This window comes from Pseudomonas sp. BS3767 (assembly GCF_900099665.1).
Classification (GTDB): Bacteria; Pseudomonadota; Gammaproteobacteria; order Pseudomonadales; family Pseudomonadaceae; genus Aquipseudomonas; species Aquipseudomonas cerasi.
Window position 1 is genome coordinate 85424 of sequence record NZ_FNCX01000013.1, and the last position, 26275, is coordinate 111698.

Annotated in this window: 20 protein-coding genes, 1 tRNA gene and 2 pseudogenes; 13 read left to right on the forward strand and 10 right to left on the reverse strand. The window is 53.8% G+C overall.

The window, feature by feature from the left end; translation table 11 throughout:
* Window positions 1-441: 441 nt before the first annotated feature.
* From BLR16_RS26870 to BLR16_RS26880, 3 genes are all read left to right on the forward strand, one after another.
* Window positions 442-936 (forward strand): hypothetical protein, encoded by a 495-nt coding sequence (locus BLR16_RS26870; protein WP_092194627.1) that lies wholly within the window; start codon window positions 442-444, stop codon window positions 934-936.
* A gap of 262 nt (window positions 937-1198) precedes the next feature.
* Entirely contained in the window at window positions 1199-2041 is an 843-nt protein-coding gene (locus tag BLR16_RS26875) for a DUF4062 domain-containing protein (RefSeq protein ID WP_092194629.1), read from the forward strand.
* A gap of 51 nt (window positions 2042-2092) precedes the next feature.
* Window positions 2093-3553, forward strand: coding sequence for a P-loop ATPase, Sll1717 family (locus BLR16_RS26880; protein WP_371125129.1), 1461 nt, complete (start codon window positions 2093-2095; stop codon window positions 3551-3553).
* Window positions 3554-3662: 109 nt separating this feature from the next.
* Here BLR16_RS26880 and BLR16_RS26885 read toward each other — a convergent pair whose 3' ends face one another.
* Window positions 3663-4091, reverse strand: a complete 429-nt coding sequence (locus BLR16_RS26885) for a MarR family winged helix-turn-helix transcriptional regulator (protein WP_092194633.1) — start codon at window positions 4089-4091, stop codon at window positions 3663-3665.
* A 103-nt stretch (window positions 4092-4194) separates the two neighbouring features.
* Here BLR16_RS26885 and surE point away from each other — a divergent pair, with 103 nt between their 5' ends.
* Complete coding sequence (gene surE / locus BLR16_RS26890; protein WP_092194635.1) at window positions 4195-4989, forward strand: 5'/3'-nucleotidase SurE; 795 nt, start codon at window positions 4195-4197, stop codon at window positions 4987-4989.
* A 289-nt stretch (window positions 4990-5278) separates the two neighbouring features.
* Here surE and BLR16_RS26895 read toward each other — a convergent pair.
* The 4 genes and pseudogenes from BLR16_RS26895 to BLR16_RS26910 form a co-directional block, all read right to left on the reverse strand.
* A pseudogene (locus BLR16_RS26895) lies at window positions 5279-6040 on the reverse strand (chromosome segregation protein SMC).
* Window positions 6041-6590: 550 nt separating this feature from the next.
* The gene (locus BLR16_RS26900) at window positions 6591-7514 is read right to left on the reverse strand and encodes a hypothetical protein (protein WP_092194637.1); all 924 of its coding nucleotides are present in this window, start codon (window positions 7512-7514) and stop codon (window positions 6591-6593) included.
* 115 nt (window positions 7515-7629) lie between these two features.
* The gene (locus BLR16_RS26905) at window positions 7630-9234 is read right to left on the reverse strand and encodes an AAA family ATPase (protein ID WP_092194639.1); all 1605 of its coding nucleotides are present in this window, start codon (window positions 9232-9234) and stop codon (window positions 7630-7632) included.
* Window positions 9235-9466: 232 nt separating this feature from the next.
* The gene (locus tag BLR16_RS26910; protein ID WP_092194649.1) at window positions 9467-9670 is read right to left on the reverse strand and encodes a helix-turn-helix domain-containing protein; all 204 of its coding nucleotides are present in this window, start codon (window positions 9668-9670) and stop codon (window positions 9467-9469) included.
* A 38-nt stretch (window positions 9671-9708) separates the two neighbouring features.
* Here BLR16_RS26910 and BLR16_RS26915 point away from each other — a divergent pair, with 38 nt between their 5' ends.
* Entirely contained in the window at window positions 9709-10086 is a 378-nt protein-coding gene (locus BLR16_RS26915; RefSeq protein ID WP_241689286.1) for a hypothetical protein, read from the forward strand.
* Between the two features lie 279 nt (window positions 10087-10365).
* Window positions 10366-10674: a hypothetical protein gene (locus tag BLR16_RS26925; RefSeq protein ID WP_092194643.1), complete on the forward strand. Its 309-nt coding sequence runs from the start codon at window positions 10366-10368 to the stop codon at window positions 10672-10674.
* 2315 nt (window positions 10675-12989) lie between these two features.
* On the opposite strand, the gene BLR16_RS29040 is transcribed toward BLR16_RS26925, so the two are convergent.
* The 3 genes from BLR16_RS29040 to BLR16_RS26940 form a co-directional block, all read right to left on the reverse strand.
* Window positions 12990-13298 carry a tyrosine-type recombinase/integrase gene (locus tag BLR16_RS29040; protein WP_241689285.1) on the reverse strand — a complete coding sequence of 103 codons (309 nt, stop codon included), beginning with the start codon at window positions 13296-13298 and terminating at the stop codon, window positions 12990-12992.
* Window positions 13299-13325: 27 nt separating this feature from the next.
* A complete protein-coding gene (locus tag BLR16_RS29045) occupies window positions 13326-13946 on the reverse strand; it encodes a tyrosine-type recombinase/integrase (protein WP_241689284.1) in 621 nt (206 codons plus the stop codon).
* A gap of 243 nt (window positions 13947-14189) precedes the next feature.
* Window positions 14190-14266, reverse strand: a tRNA-Arg gene (locus BLR16_RS26940).
* Window positions 14267-14422: 156 nt separating this feature from the next.
* On the opposite strand from BLR16_RS26940, the gene BLR16_RS26945 reads away from it, so the two are divergent.
* The 5 genes and pseudogenes from BLR16_RS26945 to BLR16_RS26970 all read left to right on the forward strand — a co-directional run bounded on the left by BLR16_RS26945 (window position 14423) and on the right by BLR16_RS26970 (window position 20587).
* Window positions 14423-15691, forward strand: coding sequence for an FAD-dependent monooxygenase (locus BLR16_RS26945; protein ID WP_161437962.1), 1269 nt, complete (start codon window positions 14423-14425; stop codon window positions 15689-15691).
* Between the two features lie 45 nt (window positions 15692-15736).
* Window positions 15737-15817 (forward strand): annotated as a pseudogene (locus BLR16_RS29420) (LysE family translocator); the annotation flags it as partial.
* Between the two features lie 328 nt (window positions 15818-16145).
* Window positions 16146-17588, forward strand: a complete 1443-nt coding sequence (gene gabD, locus BLR16_RS26955) for an NADP-dependent succinate-semialdehyde dehydrogenase (protein ID WP_074809268.1) — start codon at window positions 16146-16148, stop codon at window positions 17586-17588.
* A gap of 179 nt (window positions 17589-17767) precedes the next feature.
* Window positions 17768-19048: a 4-aminobutyrate--2-oxoglutarate transaminase gene (gabT, locus tag BLR16_RS26960; protein WP_054082315.1), complete on the forward strand. Its 1281-nt coding sequence runs from the start codon at window positions 17768-17770 to the stop codon at window positions 19046-19048.
* A 156-nt stretch (window positions 19049-19204) separates the two neighbouring features.
* Window positions 19205-20587, forward strand: coding sequence for an HDOD domain-containing protein (locus tag BLR16_RS26970; protein WP_074809270.1), 1383 nt, complete (start codon window positions 19205-19207; stop codon window positions 20585-20587).
* A gap of 861 nt (window positions 20588-21448) precedes the next feature.
* Here the strand turns inward: BLR16_RS26970 and BLR16_RS26985 are convergent.
* Both BLR16_RS26985 and desA read right to left on the reverse strand, forming a co-directional pair.
* A complete protein-coding gene (locus BLR16_RS26985) occupies window positions 21449-22447 on the reverse strand; it encodes a GGDEF domain-containing protein (protein WP_032609721.1) in 999 nt (332 codons plus the stop codon).
* A gap of 129 nt (window positions 22448-22576) precedes the next feature.
* Complete coding sequence (desA, locus tag BLR16_RS26990; RefSeq protein ID WP_003367671.1) at window positions 22577-23761, reverse strand: delta-9 fatty acid desaturase DesA; 1185 nt, start codon at window positions 23759-23761, stop codon at window positions 22577-22579.
* Window positions 23762-23914: 153 nt separating this feature from the next.
* Here desA and dibA point away from each other — a divergent pair, with 153 nt between their 5' ends.
* Together dibA and oscA are read left to right on the forward strand one after the other, a co-directional pair.
* The gene (gene dibA / locus BLR16_RS26995; protein ID WP_003435135.1) at window positions 23915-25834 is read left to right on the forward strand and encodes a phosphodiesterase DibA; all 1920 of its coding nucleotides are present in this window, start codon (window positions 23915-23917) and stop codon (window positions 25832-25834) included.
* Window positions 25835-26035: 201 nt separating this feature from the next.
* Window positions 26036-26215: a sulfur starvation response protein OscA gene (gene oscA, locus BLR16_RS27000; RefSeq protein ID WP_003367675.1), complete on the forward strand. Its 180-nt coding sequence runs from the start codon at window positions 26036-26038 to the stop codon at window positions 26213-26215.
* Window positions 26216-26275 lie beyond the last annotated feature (60 nt).

A 26275-nucleotide genomic window follows, 5' to 3' on the forward strand; every position in this document is an offset into this window, starting at 1 on the left:
CGGCTTATGCCGGATTCCATTCGCTGATGGGGCTCACTTCATAGGGGGGCGGGGGCCAGGCCCTTCAAATGCGGTGTAACTGGTGTTTCAGGTGTAGCGGTAACGCTTAACTACATGAAAAACAAGAATAAAATAGCTGTAACACTTCGCCGGGAGTTTCTATGTATGCGATGTAACAATACGGATTTGTGTAACGCTGTCGCTGCCTCTGTGCCCTACGGGCAATAGGCCGCTATCGACCAAGAGCGGACGCCTACGACCGATCTCCCCGTGCGCTGCTTGTGTTGCCAGGCATTGAAGCTCAATGCGAATCATCAACCCGCAAAATCCTGCTGGGCATCGTGAAAGTAAACCGACCGTCAAACATTCATCTAATGTTATGCGAGGTTGGCGAAGCAGCCGGATTCACGCCGTGCTCATCATTTTCCAGGAAGGGCTTTGATGCGAAAACGTTATTTGATCGTGATTTTTGTGATATTTGCCATTGAGTGCCTGGTCGTGGTCGATAAGCTGATTTCGTCTACGTGGCCCGAACAGTTGGAGGTGGCTGTCGGGACGTTTTCCGTCAAAACAGGTGGGCGAGACGAGTACTTGTCAATCTCCAATGAACAGGGGGCTGTTGTTCTCAGTTGCTCTCTGGGTATGAGTGGCTCGACGCGATGTTTTTCGCAAGAGCAGCTTCAAGCTTTGACCGGTAGGCGCGTAACAGCTCATTGGTATCGTCAGTCAGTTTATGGCGGGATTAGGAGGAACAAGCTGGTTGGACTTGATGACGGCGAAAAGATCATACGTGATCCAGAAAGAACCAAATCTTTGGATCGATCTAAAATAAAAAATTCGTCCATTGTTGGCGGTGTGGTTGTAGGTGTTATGTTTATCGTGTGGGGCGTATTTGTACTACGAGTGCGAAGTCGGCATGACGTCGCCCATAGCTGAGGATGTAGTGAATGGTGCGACCGCTTTTGGCCGATTTCTACCGTTCTTGACGGGCAGCTATCGGCCAAAAGCGGACAGCCAGTGAAGCCTCCTGAAAAGCTTTGGGCCTAAACCGCCCCGTTAAAACGACGGCACACGATGGTATGCGGCGAGCCATCACGATGCCGAACATCATGAATACGCTGGAAATTCGATAGCCAAGCCACTCCCGTGCAGGCAGTATGGACGCATTTAAGAAACATCTGCCACGCAAGGGAACCGCATGAGCTATTCGGCTGAAGTGTTCAATGTAATGATCGCCTCTCCTGGGGACGTCGACGCAGAACGCAACATTGTACGAGAAGTACTCGCTGAGTGGAATGCGATCCATTCCGCTAAACAAAAAATTGTCCTGCTCCCTATCGGCTGGGAATCTCACTCCTCTCCGGACATGGGTGCGGAACCGCAAGCGATAATCAACCAGCAGATCCTCCAAAAATGTGATTTGCTCGTGGGCATTTTCTGGACACGTATTGGCACTGCGACCGGTGAATATGCTAGCGGTACAGTGGAAGAAATAGAGCGGCATGTTGCGAGTGGCCGACCAGCTATGCTTTACTTTTCGAGCAAACCTGTAGTACTTGATACAGTCCTGCCGGAACAGTACGCCAAGTTAAAATCTTTCAAAGAAAGTTGCCGTAGTCGCAGTTTGCATGAGAGCTACGAAACTCTCACTGAATTTCACACAAAATTCAACCGCCAGCTTCAATTAAAAATCAATAGTCACGAGCTGTTTAGCATCGCTGAAAATCGTGAGCAACAAATTGTGATTTCCAGTCAAACAGATATTCCGGATTTATCCTATGAAGCCACGATGCTTCTGCATGAAGCATCACTCGATTCATCAGGGGTAATACTTTATTTGCGCCACCTAGGTGGCACGGACCTCCAAACCAATAACAAAAACCTGATAGATAGTAATGAACGCAGAATTACTGCAAAGTGGGAAGCTGCATTGCAAGAACTGCTTGATCAAAAGCTTGTGATTGGAAGAGGTCAAAAAGGGGAAATATACGAAGTAACCAATAGCGGCTACCAGATCGCCACAATATTAAAGCCTGCTTAGCCCAGTATTAAATCTTTAGACCGACAATCATTACAGGGAAGATGTAACGTAATTAATGTTAGGCTCGATGATAAAAGATTATTTGGCAATGACGCAGGGGAAGACGAAGATCTTGAGATTTTAAACGCCTACTATATAGACAATGCAAATTTCCATGATTATTTCGACCCGCGCGAGCAGTTATCAATAGCAAGCGCACGAAAAGGAATGGGCAAATCAGCGCTTTTATCTCGGCTTGAATACCGTCTAAAAACTGAGCCGGATAATTTTCAAACACCAATTGTCATTAGAGTCAAGGGCAATGAGCTTATTGGGCTTGGCAATTTCCAAGGTTCGGATCATACGTATCTGGAAAATTACTGGAAACAAATTATCTGCAAGAGAATTCTCATCGAAGTTGGTAGTCGCTTGAACATGGCGTTGACCAGTGATGAAATGTCGCTGGTTGAGTTGGCAGAGCTAGAAGGGGCAAAGAGCAAAAACATGATAGGCGCTCTTATTTCCCGCACAGTTGGAAAAATCCCAGGCCTAGGAATTGAAATCAAAAACTCCATTCCCAACAACAGTGAGGCACTACTGAGAAGATATCAAGAGACTCATGCTGATAAGACCGTCTGGTTACTAATTGACGACATCGACGCAAAATTTCAGAATACAGTGGAAAGCCAAGCCAAGGTTGGATCTTTCTTCAGCGCAATTCGCTCGCTTGCATTCGACTATAAAGGGCTTGTGGTTCGCACTACGGTTCGTAGTGACGTCTGGTCTTGTCTTCGACATCTCGAAGACCTTGACAAGCTACAACAGTACATGATCCCTATTGTTTGGACAAAAAAACAAATGAGGGACATGCTCGCCCAAAAAATTTTGGTATACATAAAAAATAAACATTCAGACTCTCCCGAATCTAAGCTCAAAATCGCAACGGACTATAACAAAATATTAGACGTGGTTTTTAATTCGCCAATTGAATGGGGCGACAACAAAGATGCCAAGCTCTTTGAGGCTATATCAACGTTCTCGAACCGCAGACCTCGATGGATGGGACAACTGTGTCGAATGGCGGGCAAAAAAGCCAAAGAGAATCCGAGAATAAAGAAAATCAACATCGAGCACATAGACTACATTCTTTCCGAGTATGGAGCTAATCGCAGGGACGATCTAATAAAAGAGCACATCCATCAATTTGATGAGTTATCCAATTTAATTGACGCATTGAGAGCATCAAAAAAAGAATTTCTTTGCTCTGGCTTAGAAGAAATGCTTGAGTTCAATTACGTGCGAGGGCGCGACAAAGAGAACATCCCTCCTGTTGATGGCAAGCAATATTCAGCGCCTGAAGACCTAGGCGACTTTCTTTATAAACTTGGCATAATTTCGCACGTACACTTGGACGGAAAAGAATTTACTCATTTCACTGATGACCCAGACCTTTATCGCTCAATTGAAAATCGGCGAGATAAAGTCACATGGTCAATTCATCCTAGTTATCGTAAATTCCTGAATATTCATTGAAGAGATTCTCGGATCATATCAGCCACCCAGCGGATGCATTGAGCGCTGACGTTGGCGGTGGGTGACTGCAATCGACCCAAAGCGAACTTTTGTCGTGGCCCATGTTGTCCTAATCACCTAAACCTCTATAGGCGCTCAGCTTCTCTATCAGCGCTCCAGCAGCTCCCAATTGTTCACGTTCTTTGTCCGTAAGGCAGGCTTGCACCGCATTGCCCAGCCATTCATCACGCCGATCACGGTTTTCCTGCAATACCAACCTGCCTTTTTCGGATAACTCTATCCATGTGCGGCGACGATCACCTGTGTCTTGAGTGCGCGTAATTAGCTCGCGAGCTTCTAGGTCGCGCAGCAGAGAGGCCAAATTCGACGACCGCATATTTTCCGCTTCTGCAATTTTCGAGGGCGTTGCCGTCCCGTCCATATGGTCAATTGCACTCATGACCAGCATCTGCGACCAGGTTTCGGGGTGGTTTTGCGCTTCCTGACGCAGGCGCTTGCTTAATCGAGTTACCTGTCCACGAAACAACGAAATATCCATAAACCTATACCTATAATAAAATAGCTATGCAATTATAGCTAAATGGGCCTGCGATGGTGTTCACTCTGAGACGCGGCCGCAGAAAATTACGAAGGGGATAACGATGCCTAATGATCATCGAAGATTCGAGCGGATTCTTCTGACCAATGATGACGGTATTAACGCTCCGGGACTCAAGGTCTTGGAGGGTATTGCGTCTCAAATGGCACGGGAGGTTTGGGTCGTAGCCCCTTTACTGGATCAAAGCGGCACCTCCCACTCGCTGAGTCTTCACACGCCGTTGCGGCTGAGCTTTCATGGTGTCAGACGTTTTGCAGTCAACGGAACGCCGGGAGATTGTGTGGCAATGGCGCTCGGGCACCTGCTCAGCCACGACAGTCCGGATCTGATTTTGTCAGGAGTGAATCGAGGCGCGAACTTGGGAGTCGAAACAGTGTTCTCGGGTACGGTTGGGGCGGCCATGACGGGTTTGCTGTTTGGAATACCATCTATCGCATTGAGCCAGTCCTTTGCCGATAGGAGTGCTGTGCCTTGGGAAAACGCGCTCAATCATGCGCCACATGTCATCGCCCAGCTCATGGATATGGACTGGCCGAAGGATGTTTGCCTGAACATCAACTTCCCCAGCTGCGCCTTGGCCGCCGTGCTTCCATTGAAATTGACACGCCAAAGATCTGGGCGTTTGAGCGGTGTATCTGTACGCACAGAAAATGATCCTCGTGGTCTTCAGTATCACTGGCTGAAGCTGGATAGGCATACACAAGCCGATGCCTTAGGCACTGAAACGGCCGAGCTTCTTGCTGGGCATATTACCGTGACGCCGCTGCAATTTGAGCGAACATACGACAAGGCATTCGGATCGCTTGGGCAGCCGAACCGAGGCTCGCCAGTGGATTAGAAAGGCTTGGTTCCTACAGGTTGTGAGTGGAGTGGCCACAGTTAGAAAACCATTTGTCGCTTTTACAAGTGACTGCTTTTGGCCAAGAACAGACTGTGACTGGCTAGGTAGAGAGCCGCGCATCCTATGGAGAGTTATCTTGATGCGATGGGCTAGAAATACTGTGTACTTCCAATAAAGTGTCTACACCAAAAAGGGCCCATCTGGGCCCTTTTTCAGGTGAAACTGCTTATTTCTTCAACCATCCCTCAATGACATCAGCGCCATGTTGCTCACGGCTTTTATCCGTTCATTCCTCCAGTTGGCTCACGAGTGCAGCCTGTTGAGGTGTCGAGATATTGTTAAGCTGAATCAGATCCTGCGAGCAGTAGTTGCGCGCTCGGTCGGATAATTCATGCCACGTCCAGTTCCCGACGGTTTCGCCTTCATGCGGAACCGCCAGTTTCAACAGGCTCACTTGATCAAGGCCGAGCAGGTTGTAATTCGCCCAGAGCCTTCCACCGACTTCAAACAATGACTTTGCGGCCTCGTTCCATTTCTCCTCAAGGACCGTCTGAGAGAGCCACAGGGCGTCGCGCTCTATGCCTCTGTGCTTTTCCTGTGCTTCAACGATGTATTGATCTACGGTGGCCAGCTGCTGCTTGAGCGCGCATATGATCAGCCCCTGCCGACGATCATGCTCGGCGGCGGTTGCCAGGTTTTTTGCGGCTTTTTGCGCATCGGCGTTGGCGGTCTTTTCGCCTTCGGTGTCGCCCCATGCGACGGCATGTGCATACGCAGTAGCAGCATCCATTTCGTCCTGACGCGCTTTGGCCATGTCATCTACGGCCTGTTGTTTGATCTGTTCAAGACGGGTGCTGAGGCTCTGACGTTTTTCATTCAGCTCCTGCTCATCGGCTTTTCAGGTGTTCATGGCCTCGATGTAACCCGCCATCAGGGACTGGCTGTTGATGAGGGACTCGCGGCGATTGATCTTCTGATCCAACAGGTCCGCATTGTGTCTGCGCGAGTCGACGATGCGCGGATCGCACATGCTGATCTCACCAACCATTAGGAGGCTGTCGGAATACTCACGGATGGTGGATGCCGACATATCTTGAGAATTGCTAAACCCAAAAACAAAAAAACCCGCACAAGGCGGGCTTCGAGCATTTCCTGGACTATCCAAATACCAAGACACATCCAGACTGCAAAATATGGCGCACCAGGCGGGATTCGAACCCACGACCCCTGCCTTCGGAGTCCTAAAAGTCGACGTTTAGAGTCAATACGTTAGCGGGGATTAGCTGGAAAATCAATGGGTTGTATTAGCTGGGGTTAGCGGGTTTTCGCCTTGGTTAGCGGGGTGAGTGTGGCAAATTGGTGGCAGATTTGCATGATGCAACATATGCTTGCATTCGCCCTAAAAACGAACCGGGCTTGGCTTTCCACGTGAATTTTGGTTTGGAAGCGTATTGTCAAATTCGTTGTGGGTCTGAATCCGTTGCTAGCGAGTGCCTTGCTTTACTGACGCTCGCAGGAAGAGATGGCCTGTGGGCTGGTTGATTTGTGAATTTGAAAGTGCACAGAACGTAAATTACTGGACAGTGAATTATAATGCTTTAGTTAACTCGTCTTCTCATAGAAATACCCCAAGACGCGACGCTTTGAGCTACGTCAATCCATGTCCTGTCTAGTTCTTGAGATATTTTCTCAGATAGTTTGCCAATGCTCTCTTGAGCCATAATTTTCAAGCAATTGGATAGGAGATTTTCTCCTAGCGGTGGGATGATCCAAACATCTCTGCCTGCAACTGCATAAGGGTAATATTGGCTCCAGTGATCACTTCCATACTCGTGGTCATTCGCTATGGCATTTGATACAGTTAGGCCTGCTTTGTGGTCTGGGTGTGTCCTGTCCAAAGCTGCTCTATCCAATTTGTAGATTAGACCATTTTCTACTAAGCCATTAGTAGCCTCTTTAACAATAGAGAGTGGGATAATATTTTCAATTTCATGGCACTCTAGGATCTTTAAGAACCTCTTATTTAAATGTCCAATAGGTGTAGTTGAAAATCTTTTAGCGGTGCTACCTTTCGGACCTTTCGGATGTTTGAGGTCGCTATCAATTATGCATAAGAAAAATATTTCATTCTTTTCTAGATGCCCAAACAAGTCATAGGTAGTATTGCCGCCGCCCGGCATTTGCTCCAGAGATATGCCATAAACACGATATAGATTCTCGCTGAATAGGTATGCTTCACTCCCTATTTTAAAAATTTCTGCGTCTCGCAAATTTTCTGTCAATAAAATAGATCTCCTTAGCTGCATAGAGTCTGTAAGGTGTAGATATCCGATGTTTAAAACTTTGTCATTTTCAATTTCTAGGCGGTTTCCGTTATCAAAGTCAACGCTCAAATGGAACGAAAATAAGTTTTCAATTCCGCGGGATTCAGTTACAAAACTTTTGAGCTCCACCAACACTCTACGAGAGTATTCGCCAAAGTCTTTCTGCGCCATTAACTCGCTTGCGATTTGCACCGGCATCCACACCACATGTCGGCATTCGCCAAATGAGGCCAGAATGTTTTCTAGAGCTCTAAGCTTTCTGTGCTTATCGGTAGTAAGGTCAGGGGATTTCTTTATTAATATAATCATAGAATTATGCAGACAAGAACCCAGCAGGCCAATTAACTAAGTAACCTTCGTTATCGAACCCAGATAGAGTTACGTCGGTTACGCCTGATGTGCCTTTTTCAAACAGAGTGATATTTACATAGTCTTGATCAATAATACTGTCTGCTATGCTTTGTCCTATTGCATCAATTAGATGCTTGCTATGTGTTTCTATTATGAAGTTATAGTCTCTTTCTTTAACTAGGCTGATAACTTTTGCTATTGCTAGACCGAACTTATATTGCAGTGCAGGGTGTAGATGTAGCTCTGGCTGCTCTATGACAATGCTTCTAGAGGCTTTTGCTCTCATCCAACTTGGCAAGCCTGATGGCTCAGTACTCTCGCTGGTTAATTCCAGCCATATCGAAACTATGACGGGTAAGATCTGGGAGTAGCCAAACCCCATATCACTAACATTGTGATACTGTAAATCGTGTTCTTCTCGGATTAGGAGGGCGTAATGAAGCCCTGCGGTTTCCAGAAGCAAATCAAAGCCGAAATTCTCTTTTATCCATATCGTAAGCTCCTCCTTCTGCACATCGCTTAAAGAGTTAATTACCATGGGCAGGTTCGCACCTGTATGATCAATTTCTCCTATCTGAAGGTCCTGATGGCGGTAGAAGCGTTCGGCCGAGGCGCGAAGCGGACCTAAGTATCTAACCCCACCGTAGAATTTTTTGAAAGCTTCGTCGGCGCTTTCCCAAAACATATAGATGTTTTTGGCAAACAAGTAAGTGAATACGACATCCAATATTTCATTTTTATGCTCGTCTAGCTTTCTTATAAAGTATTTATCAGAAGAAAAAATGCTCTTTATATTTTTGTATAGTCGGTTTTTTTGTGTTAGAGCTAAATACTCTAGGGAGTGTTGAATGTTTTTTAGCTGTTTTGACTTGTGATGAAACTGCTGTAGGTATTTGCTCAGAGATATAAGTGCCTCCTGCCTCATGGGGTGGGCAGAACTTACTCTGCGTATGCTAGAGCCTTTTATGATTAGCTGTCGTCTACGCAGTACGTCTCTTGGTATAAGCGATCCTTTTGAGATTTGCAGCGGGGTAGAGAATTGTTCGACTATATCATATTTTTTATTGGTTGCGATTAGGCTGGATACATCCTCCCCTGAGTAGTTCAGCTCTACATGGCTATTTTCAATTTCAAACTTTATCGAGATTCCTAGTGTTTTTTCTTTGTTTTTTAAACTTACCGATATGTTTACATCAAATGCGGCTTCAAGTTGATTTGGTAATGAGGTTGTATAATAATCCTCAAAAACTTCTGCATGTCTTCTTATAGAGGATACAAGTGGTGAAAGTGTCAAGTTGAAATCAAAATGAATCGACTCTCCAGTATCATGCAGGGCGCTCTCAAAATTCCCAAAGTCTACATAGCTCCCATGCCCTGCATACCAAAGTATCGGAAAGCGTGTGTCTGATTCTACAGATTGACGTAGGAGCGGGAAAGTTCGTAAGTAGGAACTCTTCCCGCAGCTATTTTTCCCAACGTAGATGTTTATTTTTCGGAACGGTATTGATTGGGTTTCGTAGCCAAAACTACGTAGCCCTCGAATCCCGATGCTATTAATTTCGCTCATAAATCATTCCACCATCATTTCCACTAATATAATTTGATTGTGCAGAGTAAAAATGAGCACCTGCCAGCTAAAACAATTTATGCCGTCCATGACGTTGGTTTGACCAAAGTCGTCATGGCAGCTGAAAATATCAAAATGACATCGTTGCGTCCAGAACCTTGCTATGCATTTTCAGGCCGTTTCTATACGTGGCCCATCCAGTCATTCCTCATCTATAGGATGTTGATGAAGGTCAATGCTCGAGTCCGCCATCTGTCAGAGCTTGCTCATAAGCTTTAGTGAAGCTGCTAAGTCCGGTACCTAAAACTAGGCACAAATCCCTCAGCTGAACCATGTCCAGCCGCCGGCCCCCTCTTTCCACATCACTCATGAACGATTGCGGCCTTTCCAGCGCGGCAGAGCACTGGGCTTGGGTCATGCCTGATTCAACACGCATGCGCTTCAGCACCTCCAATTCGTTGGCTGTTCTGGGCCTTGGCTCTCTACTTCGTCGGGGGCGGATGGCTGTTCTCCCGTGTAAACCAGAGCTATGCCGCAAAGCTGAGAACAATGGTTACCGGCTATCAGGCTGAAGGGTTCCATCCGCAGGTAGAGGTGTTCGCGAAGATCAATGACGCCTACGTTGGTGTCGACCTGCAATCGAAAAGGTTGCTGGCCTACCCCGTTGGTCAGGACGGTCATCTCTTCCGTTTGGATGAGATTCGCTCCTGGCGCATCCTTCCAGTCGGCAAGAGCAACCATCGATTGGAGCTGTTGACGAGCGACTTGGCTATTCCGACGTTCAGCCTCGCGCTTAAAACGGCGGACGTGACCAATACGGAGGCACGGCTGCATGCAATCTTCAGCACTTAACAGGTTGATGGAGCCTTCACTGACCCATTCGGAGTAGCCCGATGACGGACTTAACTGCAGGCAGTGTTTGGCAGGTAGATATCGCTCAACTGAAGCAAGCCAACGCCACTACGCGTTTGGCCAATCAAGCGCTGGCCTCTGACGATGTTGCCGTCCTATCCAGTCTCGGTTTTTCGCTCGCTCACATTCGAGAGCTAATACGCAAAGGCGGCTTCAGAACCTCTTCCATTGCGCAGAACACGCGAATGATCAATTGCCTACAACAAAGGGAATCTGCCCATGCTGATTAACCACACGCCATTGAGAATCGCGTCCAGTGTCCTGGCGGCTACGACCATCGATTCTGTCCGCCGATCGACTTCGTATCATGCCTGCGGCTGGCAGATTCTTGACCGCTGGGCGTTTAATTCTCCCGAGCAGCTTCGCGCACTCGAAGCGCAGGGAGAGCTGCTGCTTTTAGGGCGGTTGCTTGAACAGCAATTCATCGAACATGAGGCGCTTATTTCACCCGTCGGATTGGCGCAGCGTAGGCAAGGGCTGGCGGAGCATGAGGTTCTTGCGCTGTGGTGCATCTCTAGCGAGTTGTGAGCCATCGACGGCAGCGCCGTTCTACCAAAACTTTCCGGCCATTGGCCGCAGTGGGGTCTCGGGGCTTGCCCTGAGCAGGTAACAGCTAGGACATGTTTTTAACAGATGGCTTGTGGGGAGCGGTAGCGGGGGCTTTAGCCTGCCATGGAGACCGATCGTTTGCATGGACTGCTGTCGGCCAAAAGCGGTCGTTCCCAAGCGGCGGCTTTCGACCCATAGTTGCCGATCAGAAGCACCCCGACTAGGTGGAAAGTTTTCTAGAACCCACTTGATTTGAGGGCGGTGGAACGTATCCCATCGTTCTATGGGAAGTCTTCAGCTAGGTACGGTTAAGCTTGGAAGTCCCAGGTTGTCAGGGTTTTCAACGCCCACAAGCAGTTCGGCTTGAGGTATAGTCAGCGTTGCAGTCAATCCAGCACTTGGCTTGTCGCCGGTTCAAGTTGCTCGCTATGCTCGCAGGACGGGCAAAAGCTTACTCCTTAATTAAACCTTATATTTACTGAGCAGGAATAAGGATATTTAGATGCCAACAACTACATGCAGCAATGAAGAGTGCGGCCAAGATATAGAGTTTGATCTGTCCGCCTTGGACGTTGAAAACTCAGAGTCATCTGGGAGTCATACCACGCAGTACTCCGGCTCCGGAACTATTGAGTGCCAAAATTGTGGCTCAGAAACTGAGATTAGCTATGTTTGGGATGTATTGGATGATACGGGTGAAGTGCTAAGCATTGATATGCTTTAAACGCAAAACTTAGTTGGGCGTGGCCGACATCGGAGTACAGTCCGTCCTCAGTCGGCCACCCACCTAGACGGATGCTAGTGTCCCGCATGGTTAATTAATTTTTCTATTTAAATGATTTCGCAATCATTTCTGGGATTTAAACTAACGAACTAACCGAGCGGGACGCTAGTCAGTGTGTAGCTTCATGAGCATCAGGACTTGTTACGGAGCTGGATTGTCTTTGATGAGCTGCCTTCCGGAGTTGAGTTTCCAGTGCCACTATCTACATATTAACGTCTAGCTGTTATCTGTAACGTGGACTGTCAAGAAGACTCGAAGCCCGAACCCGATTACCAAATGCCACGGTATACTGCCGCGGTGCGTACTGCCTCAATATCGGACTCGACTAGATAAGAGTCTAAGTAAATTCTATCAGCTAGTACATCAAGATCTAATTCGATAAACACTCCAAACTCTGGCACTGCGACCGGATTCTTCAGCCATTCTAACGGTACCGCTAAACGAAATTCACACACCCACGAGAACGCCATGTGTTTGTACCAAAACCGTTCCATCACGCTTAGGTTAAGTCGCCATACGGAAAATTTCTACTCCAAAGCTTTTCCTGTGCGTATTCAGGCTTCAGGGCATTGCGCTCCAGAGCGCAGGAATCAATTGCTCATGGGTGAATCGCTTAGGATTACGGTGGTCAGCCTTTTTGACGCGTGCGTTGTACAGACAGTATGAATCGTCGATGTACCACGCAAGGTGCTAAAATTTATGGAGTTTACCGAAAGAGTTCGGAACCTACCTGGAGAATAAACCGACACTTACCCCTTCCTAAATTGAAAAAGTTTTGCGCAAGATAAGCATAGAAAAATTAATTCTTACCATAGAGTTCAGCATTACCTAAAACTGCACAAGCAGTTTGGTGCTACGGAATCAACAGCCGGATAGAAAAGGTGCTATCCTATGGGGAATTATTACATAAGCTGGGCCGCTGAATTATGTCACGACTGAAACTTGAATTGACTTATGATATTGATCCTAGCAAAACTTTGCCCTTTTACTTTACAAGAGCCCAGTTACTTAAGCTCCACTCACTGCTTTGCGGTCCAGAGCCAAAGACCATAAAGATAGGAAGTTATTACTTTGCCTACTATGGTAGTTACTTGGGGCATAATACTAACAAAGCACATGCATCTAAATATGGTTTTCATGAGGATCCGGACGTAATTAAGACCATGATAGGGGAGCTGCTCCTACAGTAAAGTTAGACTTTCAAGCCAAAGTAATAGCCTCCAAGCACACAGTGGCTCTCGGAGTAAAAATCTGGATTTTTGTCGCGATTTTACGAAAATCCTATCGGCGCGCTGAAGACTTCGGGATTGAAAGCATCGTACCGACGACAATCAGCATTGTTGAAATGGCCGCTCTGGGTCTATTTCTGTAGTTGATCAACGATCGCAATGGGTTTACTTCTACGGGTCGAAGTTCTCAACTTTACTGGTCAAGTTCGATGCAAACGACTACCTAAGTCGAATGCAAATGGGCCCCGTCTGAGCAATGGCTACAGACGGGAGTGGTCTGATCAGGCCAGCTTTGCCGCCAGCTCCTCCGCAGTAATGTTGTAGTACCGCTTAAGCATGTTCACCTCCCGATGCCCCGTCACGCTTGCAAGCTCAATCAAATTCGGCAGCTTGGTCGCAAGCCGACAGGTCGCTTCATGCCGCAGGTCGTGAAAGCGCAGATCGATCAGAAAGTCTTCCTGAGGCCTGACCTGCGCTACGTCGTAATCTCCCAAGTATTTCAGCGTCGCACGCTCCAGGCCTCGGACAAAGGCCTTCTTGAGCGCATCAGCCGTGGTGGGGAAAACTCGACCGCACAGCGAGCGCGGCAAGTTCTTTAGCAGATGAATAGCCTTTGGCTAAAGCGGGACGGTTCTGGGCAGTCCGTTCTTTGTCGCAGGCAGGTGCGCGGTCCTACGATCCAGGTTCACATGCTTCCAGCGCAGCTCGAAAATCTCGCCACGGCGCATGGCTGTCTCAATTGCCAGTTGGACGATGGGCCGTATCAAAGGATTGTGTGATGCATCGGCGTAGGTCCCATCAGCACGTCGCTCACGAAGCTCTAACGCGCCGAGCATATATTGCTCTTCAATTGGGTCGAGCCGTCGCGAGCGCTCGTCGTTATAGCTGGGACGACTGACCATCCTGACCGGGTTTTCGGCTAGATGAATTCCCCACTCGCGGCGAGCGACCTCGATCACGCACTGAAACAAAGCCAGCTCACGCTTCACCGTATTGCCCTTGCGGGTCTTCAGGCGCTCGTCACGGTAGCGGGCAAAATCTGAAGAGGTGGGGGTGGCAACGATGCGTGTCGCGAGCGGATGACGCTTGAGCGCTTCCAGGCGTTTGATTTCCGAGTACGCGCCTTTGTGCTTCGGAGCGATCTCGGAGATATAGCGATCGATGAGTTGATGAAAGGCGGTGCGTTCAGCCTCGACTCGAGAGACAAAGATGCCCCGGTCGATTTCGCTTTCGATCATGCGCGCCCAGACTTGGGCATCGGATTTGGTTTCGAAGGTTTTGCGCTGGGCTGGATAGCCCTTACGACGAATTTGCGCTTCCCACTGTCCTCATCCAACGGCTGGGCCGCGACTCCTGATCGCTGCCATTTCGACCATTCCCGCAACACTTGAGAATGGGAGATCGCAGCAAAAACAACTTTCAGGACTAGGACTGGTATCTGGCAGTAGCGACAACCCTCGTGAACACAAGGGAAAAGAAGATGGCGCACCAGGCGGGATTCGAACCCACGACCCCTGCCTTCGGAGGGCAGTACTCTATCCAGCTGAGCTACTGGTGCGACGCGGGCGCCATGATACTCACATGGGTACGGGGCGTCCAGTTGCGGGCGGTGTGCGACACAAATCACCCAGCGCGCCCCGCGACAGCCTTTCATCAGCCCACACCCATTACCGCCCGCAAAGGATCAGACCTGCGCTTTCGGCACGGCTGTGTGGTGGTGCATGATGCTCCCCATACCACTCCGTCAGTTCGTTCTCACCGAGGGCCTCTTATCAATCAGTTCAAAAGCATCGAGCGCAGCCCGTGCCGCGTTCTTATTACCGGGGCCAGTATCGCGGGGTGTGCCGCGGCCTGGTGGCTGACGCAGCGCGATTGCGATGTCACGGTTGTCGAGCAGGCGCCTGCCTTTCGCGATGGCGGGCAGAATGTGGATGTGCGGGGCGCGGCTCGGGAGGTCTTGCGCCTGATGGGGCTTGAGCAGGCGGTGAAGGGTCTCAACACCGGCGAGACGGGGCTTGCGTGGGTCGATGAGGACAACCGCACGGCGGCGCGCATCGATATGGCCGGTCTGGACGGAGACGGCCCGACGGCTGAGCTTGAGGTGTTGCGCGGTGATCTTGCGCGTCTGCTGTATGAGGCGTCGTCTGCTGATGCGTTCTATCGCTTTGGTGATCGTATCGTCTCGGTCGAGCACGATGCGGAGGGCGTGTCGGTCACGTTCGAGGGCGGTGGCGAGGAGCGTTTTGATCTGCTGATCATTGCCGAAGGTGTCGGTTCGCGCACGCGGGAGCTGGTGTTCCCCGGCGAGAACCAGCCGCGCCGGATGGACTTGGCCAGCGCGTTCTTTACCGTGCCTCGGGCACCGACCGATAGCCAGACCGCGCGCTGGTATAACGCGGTGGGCGGGCGCAGTGCGGGTGTTCGTCCGGACAATCGCGGTACGACGCGTGCGTTCTTTAATGTGCACGGCCGAAGCCACCTTGCGGTAGGCAACAGTGTTGCCGAGCAGAAGGCGTTTCTCCGGGCGTCGTTTGCAGGCGCGGGCTGGGAGGTGCCTCGTCTGCTGGAGGGGATGGAGGCTGCGGAGGATTTCTGGTTCGACGACTTGCGTCAGGTGAAGATCGATCGCTGGTCGAGCGGCCCTGTGGTGTTACTGGGCGATGCGGCCTGGTGTGTCACGCCGTTGGGCGGGGTGGGTGCTTCGCTGGCGCTGATTGGTGCGTATGTGCTGGCGGGCGAACTCACCAAGACCGACACCATTGCCGAGGCGCTTGCCGCGTACGAATATGTCCTGCGCCCTGTGGTGAAAAAGTCGCAGAGCGTGCCGAAACTTGTTCCGCGTCTGGTCCACCCTCGCAGTCAGACCGGGGTGAAAATCCTGCGCGCCGTGCAGCGGTTGGTGGCAACGCCCTTTATCAGCAAGCGTGCTGCCAAGGCGCTGACCCCGGCGATTCAGTCCTTCACGCTTCCGGATTATCGATAGCGCTACAGGCGTGGGTTAAAACCTGCGCCGGGCCATGCGGTGCTCATGGCGCTGTCGAACTCGATCAGCCACGGCCCGGCCAGGACGATGATCGGGTCGTTCGGCAATGCCTTGAGGTTGATCGTGACCTTCGCCGGTTACTCCGTGGTCGCTCACGGCTTTTATGCGCTGCCTGATCACGCTGCGGCTGCCTTGCGGTCAGGTTCGGCGCTGATCAGAAAACTACACACCTCCGTACTCCCGTTCTTTTTTTCGAACGGGCTATTGTCCTTTCCCCCCGCAATGCCTAGGATTCGTTTGAGATTTCAAACGCTCTTGTTCGGTCTTCCTGCCTTCATGCGTTGCGCAGCGCTGGAACCCGATGGAATGTTTTCCTGACGATGGCTTCCAAATGGGGTGCATCGATATCAATTGTTCGCGTCGCCTCTCGGGCGATGCTGTTTAGGAGGCCGACATGCAGCTCAAAGATTCCACACTGTTCCGCCAGCAAGCCTACATCAACGGCCAGTGGCTGGATGCGGACGGTGGTCAGTCGATCAAGGTCAACAACCCTGCTAATAACGAAATCCTCGGCACTGTGCCCAAAATGGGCGCAGCCGAGACGCGTCGGGCAATTGAGGCGGCTGACAAGGCGCTGCCGGCCTGGCGTGCACTGACCGCCAAAGAGCGCGGCAACAAGCTGCGTCGCTGGTTCGAGCTGATGATCGAGAACCAGGACGATCTGGGTCTGCTGATGACACTGGAGCAGGGCAAGCCGCTGGCCGAAGCCAAGGGCGAGATCACCTACGCCGCGTCGTTCATCGAGTGGTTCGCCGAAGAAGCCAAGCGCGTCTATGGCGATGTGATCCCTGGTCACCAGCCGGACAAGCGCCTGATCGTGCTCAAGCAACCGATTGGTGTGACGGCGGCGATCACCCCGTGGAACTTCCCGGCGGCAATGATCACCCGCAAGGCCGGTCCGGCACTGGCGGCGGGCTGCACCATGGTGCTCAAGCCTGCGTCGCAAACGCCGTTCTCGGCACTGGCCCTGGCTGAACTGGCCGAGCGTGCGGGTATCCCGGCTGGTGTGTTCAGCGTGGTGACCGGCAGCGCAGGCGATATCGGTGCCGAGCTGACCGGCAACCCGATCGTGCGCAAACTGTCCTTCACCGGCTCGACCGACATTGGTCGCCAGCTGATGGCCGAGTGCGCCAAGGACATCAAGAAGGTTTCCCTGGAGCTGGGCGGTAACGCGCCTTTCATCGTGTTCGACGATGCCGACCTCGACAAGGCGGTCGAAGGCGCGATGATCTCCAAGTACCGCAACAACGGCCAGACCTGCGTGTGCGCCAACCGCATCTATGTGCAGGACGCGGTGTATGACGCGTTCGCCGAGAAGCTCAAGGTGGCGGTCGGCAAGTTGAAGATCGGTAACGGTCTGGAAGAAGGCGTCACCACCGGCCCGTTGATCGACGACAAGGCGGTGGCCAAGGTCAAGGAACATATCGCCGACGCCGTCAGCAAGGGCGCAACCGTGCTGACCGGTGGCAACAGCCTGGAAGGCTCGTTCTTCGAACCGACCATTCTGGTCAACGTGTCGAAAGATGCCGCCGTGGCCCGGGAAGAAACCTTTGGTCCGCTGGCCCCGCTGTTCCGCTTCAAGGACGAGGCCGAAGTGATCGCGATGGCCAATGACACCGAGTTCGGTCTGGCGTCGTACTTCTACGCACAGAACATGAGCCGCGTGTTCCGTGTTGCCGAGGCGCTGGAATATGGCATGGTGGGTATCAATACCGGCCTGATCTCCAACGAATTGGCACCGTTCGGCGGTATCAAGTCGTCCGGCCTGGGCCGTGAAGGCTCCAAGTACGGCATCGAAGATTATCTGGAAATCAAATACCTCTGCCTGTCGGTCTGACCGACGCTCGGGTATTGCAGCCGATGGCGCGCGAGAGCGACGTGTCATCGGCTTTTGTTGCACCGCAGTTTCCTGGTGGCCTGAAGGCTGCAGCAGTCGATCATCGTATGCTGCCGCAGTTGATCCGGTCCGCTTGATCCTTGACCCACGCCGACCGATGAGCGGCGAATGAGGAATACATGAGCAAGACTAACGAATCCCTGATGCAACGCCGCCATGCAGCCGTCCCGCGTGGCGTTGGTCAGATCCACCCGATCTTTGCTGCTTCGGCGAAGAACGCGACCGTTACCGACGTGGAAGGTCGTGAGTTCATCGACTTCGCGGGCGGTATTGCCGTTCTGAACACCGGTCACCTGCATCCGAAGATCATCGCCGCTGTGCAAGAGCAGCTGACCAAGCTGAGCCATACCTGCTTCCAGGTGCTGGCCTACGAGCCTTACGTCGAGCTGTGCGAGAAGATCAACGCCAAAGTGCCAGGCGATTTCGACAAGAAAACCCTGCTGGTGACCACCGGTTCCGAAGCGGTGGAAAACGCCGTGAAGATCGCCCGTGCTGCGACCGGTCGTGCGGGCGTTATCGCCTTCACCGGCGCTTACCACGGCCGCACCATGATGACCCTGGGCCTGACCGGCAAAGTCGTGCCTTACTCGGCCGGCATGGGCCTGATGCCAGGCGGTATCTTCCGTGCGCTGTACCCGTGCGAACTGCATGGCGTGAGCGTTGACGATTCCATCGCCAGCATCGAGCGCATCTTCAAGAACGACGCCGAGCCCAAGGACATCGCTGCAATCATCATTGAGCCGGTTCAGGGCGAAGGTGGTTTCTACGTGGCGCCGAAGGCCTTCATGCTGCGTCTGCGCGAGCTGTGCGACAAGCACGGCATTCTGCTGATCGCTGACGAAGTGCAGACCGGCGCGGGTCGTACCGGCACGTTCTTCGCGATGGAGCAGATGGGCGTTGCGGCTGACCTGACTACTTTCGCCAAGTCCATCGCAGGCGGCTTCCCGCTGGCGGGCGTATGCGGCAAGGCTGAATACATGGACGCCATCGCACCCGGCGGTCTGGGCGGCACCTATGCCGGTAGCCCGGTGGCCTGTGCTGCGGCACTGGCGGTGCTGGACATCTTCGAAGAAGAGCACCTGCTGGAGCGCTGCAAGGCGGTTGGCGAGCAGTTGGTGACCTCGCTCAAGGCGATGCAGGCCAAGTACCCGGTTATCGGTGAAGTGCGTGCGCTGGGTGCGATGATCGCTGTCGAGCTGTTCGAAGACGGCGATTCGCACAAGCCTAACGCCGCTGCCGTGGCTCAGGTGGTTGCCAAGGCGCGTGACAAGGGTCTGATTCTGCTGTCCTGCGGTACTTACGGCAACGTGTTGCGCGTGCTGGTGCCGTTGACCGCCGAAGACGAATTGCTGAACCGCGGCCTGGCCATTCTCGACGAATGCTTTGCTGAAATCGCGTAAAAAGTGTGAAGTCATGAATTGATTAATTTATGACCAAACAGACAAAAAAAGCCCGTTTCGACGGGTTTTTTTTGCGTTTGAGCAGGGTATTTCGCTGTTTTGGGTATATCCGGACGTTTGCATTGGCTAAGGTGATCGCATTGACATCGGAGAGTCATGATGACCGCTGTAGTTTTGCCCGCCGTTCCTCGCGTACTGATAGCCGAGTCTGATCCATGGGTTCGCGAGACGCTTAGCGACCTGGTGTTGGACGTGCGTGCGGATATCGAGCTGGAGATGTGCACCGATGGCAAACAGGCCGTCGAGTGGATGAAAAAACACCTGCCGGACCTGATCATCGCCGCCCGCGAGCTGCCGGGGATCGATGGCCTGAGCCTGCTGCGGGGCGTGCGCAATCTGCGTCGTCAGCCCGCCATCCCGTTCATTCTGATCAGCAATCGCAATGACAGCGCCAGCGTGCGTGAAGTCGTGCCGCTGGCGCCGACTGCCTACCTGACCAAACCACTGAACACCGAAGGGCTGCGCCAGCGTCTTGAAGGCCTGTTGCTGGAACGCAGTGCCCCGGTTGCGGGTGCGGTGCCCGCGCTGACGCCGGGCCTGACCCTGACCAAGTTTCTCGACAAACGCCGTGATATAGCCGATGGCGCGCCGCTGTTCGTCGATGTCGCCACGGCGGTGACGCTCAGCCAGACCGCCAGCGGCATCGACGCCGCCTTGCTGGAGCAGGAGCTGCGCAACGATCCGCACATCACGGCAGTACTGATCGCAGCTGCCAATACGGCGGCGCAGCATCTGGGCAAGCCGATCCAGACCATGGGCGGGGCGCTGGCCATTCTCGGGCCGGTGCAGGGTGCCAATATCGCGTCAGGCCTGGCCAAAAAGCGTATGGCGGTGCTGACCAATGATGCGTTGCTGGCCAAGGCCCATGAGCTTTGGACCCTGTCGCAGCGCACGGCAGATTACGCACGCATTCTGGGCGGCATGCTGGAGCTGGATGCGGAGCGCTGCTTCAGCGCCGGGCTGTTGCAGTCGCTGGGTGACCTGGCGGTATTGGGTTGTCTGCAGGAGTGGCTGCTGGCTGGCGGCCAACTGGATGAGCAGGTGATCGGGCAGTCTCTGGAGCAGTATTCCGCTGCCTTCGGTTCTGCTCTGCGCACGCGCTGGCGTTTGCCGCTGGAACTGCGTGAGCTGATCGCTGCGGTGTATCAGTACAACACCGGCATCTACACGCGCGAAGTGCTGGCAATGAACCTGGCGGGGCAGATGGCTCGCCTGGGCGAGGAAGAAAGTGTCACCACGCTGATCAAGACCAAGTCGGCCAAACTGTTGAAGCTCAGCGTCGGTGACTTGCAGCGCCTGCGCAAGAAGCTGACGGGGGTGACGGATCCGAGTTTGCTGAGGCCGCTGACGACCGAAACTGAGGTGGCTGCCGAGGCGGTCGAAGATGGGTTGCTCGACGTGGCACCTGAGGCACCTGCTGAAGAGCCTGCTGCAATCGAGGATCCGGCAGCCGCTGTTCAGGGTTCGCCCGAGAAGTAAAACCCGACCGACGCCTTCGCGAGCAAGGCGAATCGCCGCCCAGCCGCTCCCTCAGGGTGTCATGCCGTGCGCGCTCCCACAAGATACCGCGTACTCCCGTAGGAGCGAACTTGTTCGCGAAGGCGGTATTCCTGACGCCGAAAAGCCATCGACTGCACCGGACTCTTCGCGAGCAAGCTCGCTCCCACAAGGTACCGCGTACTCCCGTAGGAGCGAACTTGTTCGCGAAGGCGGTATTCCTGACGCAGAAAAGCAATGGACTGCACCGGACTCTTCGCGAGCAAGCTCGCTCCCACAAGGTACCGCGTACTCCGTAGGAGCGAGCTTGTTCGCGAAGGCGGTATTCCTGACGCAGAAAAGCAATGGACTGCACCGGACTCTTCGCGAGCAAGCTCGCTCCCACAAGGTACCGCGTACTCCTGTAGGAGCGAACTTGTTCGCGAAGGCTATATTCCAAACGCAGCCAACGCAGTGAATGTACCGCCCTCTTCGCGGACAAGTCCGCTCCTACAGGGCACCGCAGACTCCCACAGGGCTTGATGCCGTGCGCGCTCCCGTGGGAGCGAGCTTGCTCGCGAAAGCTATATTCCAAACGCAGCCAACGCAGTGAATGTACCGCCCTCTTCGCGGACAAGTCCGCTCCTACAGGGCACCGCAGACTCCCACAGGGCTTGATGCTGTGTGCGCACTTGCTCGCGAAGGGGCCGGTACAGCCACTGAAGATTTGCTGATCAGGAAGACCGTCTTCGCGAGCAAGCTCGCTCCCACAAGATACCTCGTGCTCCCGCGGGGGCGACCGGGGCGGCGATCCGCCTTGCTCGCGAAGGGGCCAGTCGTGCTTTCTACATTCGAGAAGGCATTTCAGACCAGTACGATCTGGTTCTTGCCCTGGCGCTTGGCCTGATACATCGCGGCGTCGGCGCGGCCGTAGAGGGTTTCGAGGCTTGGGTCGTCCGCGCCCAGGTTGGTCAGGCCCTGGCTGGCGGTGATGCTGAAAGTGGTGCCGCCGGACTGGAAATTCTGACGCTGGATCTCGCGTTGCAGGCGCTCGGCGATCTGCATGGCCATGTCCGGCGCGCAACCGGGGAATACTGCGGCGAACTCTTCACCGCCGATACGCCCGAACAGGTCACCACGCCTCAATGCCGAACGACCGCTTTCGGCGATGCGTTGCAGTACGGTATCGCCTTCCTGATGGCCGTAGGTGTCGTTCACCAGCTTGAAGTCATCGATGTCCAGCAGCAAAAACGCCAGCGGCGTACCGTTGAGGCGAGCCAGTTCGAACTCGCGCTGGGCGCATTCGAAAAAGTGCCGGCGGTTGCTGCTCTGGGTCAGCACATCGGTGGTCGCCAGGCGTTGCAGCTCATCCTCGAGGTGCTTCTTCTCGGTGATGTCTTCGGCGATACCCACCACGATCAGACGCTGGCTGGCGTCGGCACGATGACTGACGAAGCATTTATCGCTGAGCCAGCGTACTTCGCCATCCGCACGAATGATCCGGTACTCGCGGTCCTCGATCGAGCCTTTCTCGATGACCTCGTTCAGGCTGCGCTCGGCGTAGTTAAGGTCATCGGGGTAGATGCTGTCGCGCCACTCACTGTAGTCAGCCAGCAGCAGGCCCGCCGAACGACCGAAGATGCGCTCGTAGGCCGGGCTGACATAGATCATGTGCTGGGTTTCCCAGTCGAACGCCCACAAAACAGCGTTCACGCTCACCAGCAACGAGCTGAACAATTGTTCGCGCTCGCTCAGACGTGCGACTTCTGCCTGAGCGTGCATCAGGGCTAACAGGGTTTCTGCGGCTGCGGGCATATCAGTGATCGGTGAGCCGGGTAGGGAAGTGAAAGGCTGCTTTTCCATAAGAACCATCTCAAACGTTTACGGCCAGTAAGGCGCCCTATCCCGATTGGCGGGAAAGTTGATGAGATAGACGGGGAGGGGATAAGTTCCGGGACCGGCGCGCCAGGGGATGGCGCGCCGATCAACGGTTCAGGCGTGTGCGGGGCGTAGCGAGTAGGTTTTCAGCTGGTCGGCGAACTCGCGCAGGGACTGAATGCCGCTGGCTTCGGCCTCGTGAATCCACTCTTTCATGGCCGACAGCATGTCGTGACCGTTGCTGCTGGTCTTGACCCAGATCTGTTGCAACGCGAGGCGTTTTTCGTAGATCACTTTCAGCGCATGGCTGTGCTCCAGCATGGTCTGGATGCGCAGGTGATGCCTGTCATCGAGCAGGCTGGTCTCACGCGACAGCAGGCGCTTGGCACGACGGAACTGATGACGCACCGACTCGTCGGCCTTGCCGAGTTCCTGAGTAACCAGCGGCGCGATGACCAGCTTGCGGTACTGCGCCATGATCTGGAAACGGTTGTTGAGGATCGCCATCGCGGTGTCCATGTCCATATGGCCCTTGCCTTCGACCCGATGGGCGATAGGCGCGACCCGCTGGACCTTGGCCAGACCCAAGAAGCTGAACACTTTGATCCATGCCCAGCCCATGTCGAACTCCCAGGGCTTGACCGACAGCTTGGCCGAGTTGGGGTAGGTGTGGTGATTGTTGTGCAGTTCTTCGCCGCCGATCACGATGCCCCACGGCACCAGATTGGTGGCTGCATCGCGGCACTCGAAGTTGCGATAGCCGACCGCATGACCCAGCCCGTTGACCACACCGGCAGCCCAGAAGGGAATCCACATCATCTGCACGGCCCAGACCGTGATACCGAGCGCGCCAAACAGCGCCACGTCGATGACCGCCATCAAAGCGATGCCCAGCAGCTTGTAGCGCGAGTACAGATTGCGCTCGATCCAGTCTTCCGGGCAGTTCTTGCCGTAGATCCGCAGGGTGTCCTGGTTCTGCGCTTCCTCGCGGTACAGCTCTGCGCCCTTGCGCAGTACCGTAGACAGACCCTTGACGACCGGGCTGTGCGGGTCGTCGACGGTTTCGCATTTTGCGTGGTGTTTGCGGTGGATGGCTGTCCACTCGCGGGTGTTCTGGGCAGTGGTCAGCCACAGCCAGAAGCGGAAGAAGTGTTTCAGACCCGCATTGAGCTCCAGGGAGCGGTGGGCTGAATAGCGGTGCAGATAGACCGTAACGCCAATGATCGTTATATGGGTCATGACCAGCGTGACCGCTATTAACTGCCAGACGGAAAGGTCGAGCAAACCGTTGTACCACATAGGCTGTTTGGCCCTCGTAGAAATACCTGTGAAGAAAAAAGTCGCAACGGCATTATCACTGACATGGCTCAGAAAACCAGTCACCCTTGCAGATAAGCGTCGCAGGATGTTTCTTGCTTTATAATCCAGACCTTTCGTAAGGCTCGGTTTTTTATGTCCGATTATTCCCGTAACGCGCTGCGAACCGCCGTTCTGTATGGGCTGCTGTCGATTCTGTGGTTCGCGACAGGCAGCGCCCTGCTGTCTTTTTTCGTCAAGGATCCGGCTCGACTGTCCGTCGGACAACAGATGATCGGTTACGGCTGGGCGTTGCTCAGCACCGTCATGATCTTCATTGCACGTGACAAATTGAAGGCCATCGTCGGCGGCGAAGCGCTGTTTGAGCGCCAACAACAGGACTATGACCGGCTGCTGCTGGCGGCGGTGGTGTTCGACAGTACGCGTGAGGGTGTGCTGGTCAGTGATGCCGAAGGGCGTATTGTCCATGTAAATCGTGCGTTTGTGGACATCACTGGCTATCAGGCCGACGAGGTGCTGGGTTTCAACCCCAGCAAGTTCAAGTCCGGTCGTCATGGCCCCGAGTTTTATCGGCAGATGTATCACTCACTGCAGAGTGCCGGGCAGTGGAGCGGAGAGATCTGGAACCGGCGCAAAAGCGGCGAGATCTATCCGCAATGGCAAACCATCCGCTGCATCAAGGGTGAAGACGGGCAGGCCAGGCATTTTGTGGCGGTGTTTTCCGACATCACGGCCATCAAGCGCTCCGAACAGGAACTGGCGCAACTGGCCCATTACGATGCGCTGACCGAGTTGCCCAATCGTCTGCTGCTGACCGACCGTATCAGCCAGGCGCTGACCTCGGCGCGCTCCAGCAAGCGCGGCTGTGCGCTGCTGGTGGTCGACCTGGACAACTTCAGAAACATCAACGACAGCCTTGGCCATAACATCGGCGACGAAGTGCTCAAGGCGGCAGCCGAACGTCTCAATGCGCTGGCCGATAGCGGTATGACGGTCTCGCGGCTGGGCGGTGACGAATTCGCGCTGCTGGTCAAAAACTGTACGCACATGGTGCATGCCGCAGCGCTCGCGCAGCAGGTGATCAATGCCTTCAAAGCGCCGTACCCGATTGGCGGGCATCAGTTGTTCGTCACTGCCAGTATCGGTATCAGCCTGTTTCCCGGTGACGCGCTGACGGCCGAGCAATTGTTGCGCAATGCCGACTCGGCGCTGTTCAAGGCCAAGACCGATGGCCGCGAAGGGTTTGCGCTGTACACCGAAGAGCTGACCGCCCACGCCCAGCAGCGGGTGCAACTGGCCAGCGAGCTGCGCCAGGCCATCGAGCAGGACCAATTGCGGGTGTTCTACCAACCGGTTTACGACCTGGTAACCGGACGTATTTGCGCGGTCGAAGCGCTGGTGCGCTGGCAGCACCCGACTCGTGGCATGGTTTCGCCCGGCGATTTCATCCCTATCGCCGAGCAGAACGGGCTCATCGCCGATATCGATGCCTGGGTATTGAATACTGCCTGTCGGCAAATGCAGGCATGGCTGGCAGAAGGCGTCTCGATTGCGTCCGTCGCGGTCAACGTGTCCAGCCGCCTGTTCAGTCGTGGTGATGTCGATCGGCGAGTGGCTGAGGTCTTGAACGAGACCGGCCTCGATCCGGCATTTCTTGAGCTGGAAGTCACTGAAAGTGCCGTCATGGAGGACCCTGAACAGGCCATCAAGCAATTGCATCGCCTGCGTGAACTGGGCCTGAGTCTGGCCATCGATGACTTCGGCACAGGCTACTCATCGCTACTGCGGCTCAAGAGCATGCCGGTGCAGAAGCTCAAGATCGACCAGGGTTTCGTGGCCGGGCTGCCGGGCGACGTGGATGACATCGCGATTGTACGGACGGTCATCGCGCTGGCTTCGAGCCTGGGCATGCGTGTACTGGCGGAGGGGATCGAACACGCCAGTCAGGCTTCATTCCTGTTAAGCAACGGTTGCGAGTTGGGCCAGGGCTACTGGTTTGCCCGGCCCATGGCGGCACAGTCGATTGACTGGACGCACGCGCCCGCGTTCAACTAGTTCAGGCCCCCACTGATAACGCGGGTCAGGGTGTGCAATGCACCCTGAGTGGCTTCCACCCTTATAAAGTCTTTTTGGTTATATCTGCATTCTTAAATAGTCTTTTTAAGAATATCCGCACCTCACTATTATTGCCTCACCGCCATACGCCATCGCCCCCAGTCGCGACGGCAGGCCCCTCACTTCTCAAGGATTAAGACAATGAGCGCATCTCTACGTAGTGTTGACGGTCAGGACGAAGCAGCCATTCTGCGTGAAATTCAGAGTGCGTTGCGTGACCTGCGTTTTGGTGCCGTCGAAATCACCGTGCACAACGCACAGGTGGTGCAGATCGAGCGCAAGGAAAAGTTTCGTTTGCAGAACCCTGCCAAGCAGAACTGAAGCGGCAATCACCCGACTGGTCAACCGGAGGGTTTCATCCTGACTCCTGATACCCCCCTG

Excerpts from the sequence above, each read along its gene's own strand:
- gabT (WP_054082315.1), top strand. The coding sequence starts at position 17,768 with ATGAGCAAGACTAACGAATCCCTGATGCAACGCCGCCATGCAGCCGTC.
- surE (WP_092194635.1), top strand. The coding sequence starts at position 4,195 with ATGCCTAATGATCATCGAAGATTCGAGCGGATTCTTCTGACCAATGAT.
- BLR16_RS26925 (WP_092194643.1), top strand. The coding sequence starts at position 10,366 with ATGCTGATTAACCACACGCCATTGAGAATCGCGTCCAGTGTCCTGGCG.
- desA (WP_003367671.1), bottom strand. The coding sequence starts at position 23,761 with ATGTGGTACAACGGTTTGCTCGACCTTTCCGTCTGGCAGTTAATAGCG.
- BLR16_RS26875 (WP_092194629.1), top strand. The coding sequence starts at position 1,199 with ATGAGCTATTCGGCTGAAGTGTTCAATGTAATGATCGCCTCTCCTGGG.
- BLR16_RS29045 (WP_241689284.1), bottom strand. The coding sequence starts at position 13,946 with ATGATCGAAAGCGAAATCGACCGGGGCATCTTTGTCTCTCGAGTCGAG.
- BLR16_RS26905 (WP_092194639.1), bottom strand. The coding sequence starts at position 9,234 with ATGAGCGAAATTAATAGCATCGGGATTCGAGGGCTACGTAGTTTTGGC.
- BLR16_RS26885 (WP_092194633.1), bottom strand. The coding sequence starts at position 4,091 with ATGGATATTTCGTTGTTTCGTGGACAGGTAACTCGATTAAGCAAGCGC.
- BLR16_RS26900 (WP_092194637.1), bottom strand. The coding sequence starts at position 7,514 with ATGCCGGTGCAAATCGCAAGCGAGTTAATGGCGCAGAAAGACTTTGGC.
- oscA (WP_003367675.1), top strand. The coding sequence starts at position 26,036 with ATGAGCGCATCTCTACGTAGTGTTGACGGTCAGGACGAAGCAGCCATT.
- BLR16_RS26970 (WP_074809270.1), top strand. The coding sequence starts at position 19,205 with ATGATGACCGCTGTAGTTTTGCCCGCCGTTCCTCGCGTACTGATAGCC.
- BLR16_RS26985 (WP_032609721.1), bottom strand. The coding sequence starts at position 22,447 with ATGGAAAAGCAGCCTTTCACTTCCCTACCCGGCTCACCGATCACTGAT.
- BLR16_RS26870 (WP_092194627.1), top strand. The coding sequence starts at position 442 with ATGCGAAAACGTTATTTGATCGTGATTTTTGTGATATTTGCCATTGAG.
- dibA (WP_003435135.1), top strand. The coding sequence starts at position 23,915 with ATGTCCGATTATTCCCGTAACGCGCTGCGAACCGCCGTTCTGTATGGG.
- gabD (WP_074809268.1), top strand. The coding sequence starts at position 16,146 with ATGCAGCTCAAAGATTCCACACTGTTCCGCCAGCAAGCCTACATCAAC.
- BLR16_RS26910 (WP_092194649.1), bottom strand. The coding sequence starts at position 9,670 with ATGCGTGTTGAATCAGGCATGACCCAAGCCCAGTGCTCTGCCGCGCTG.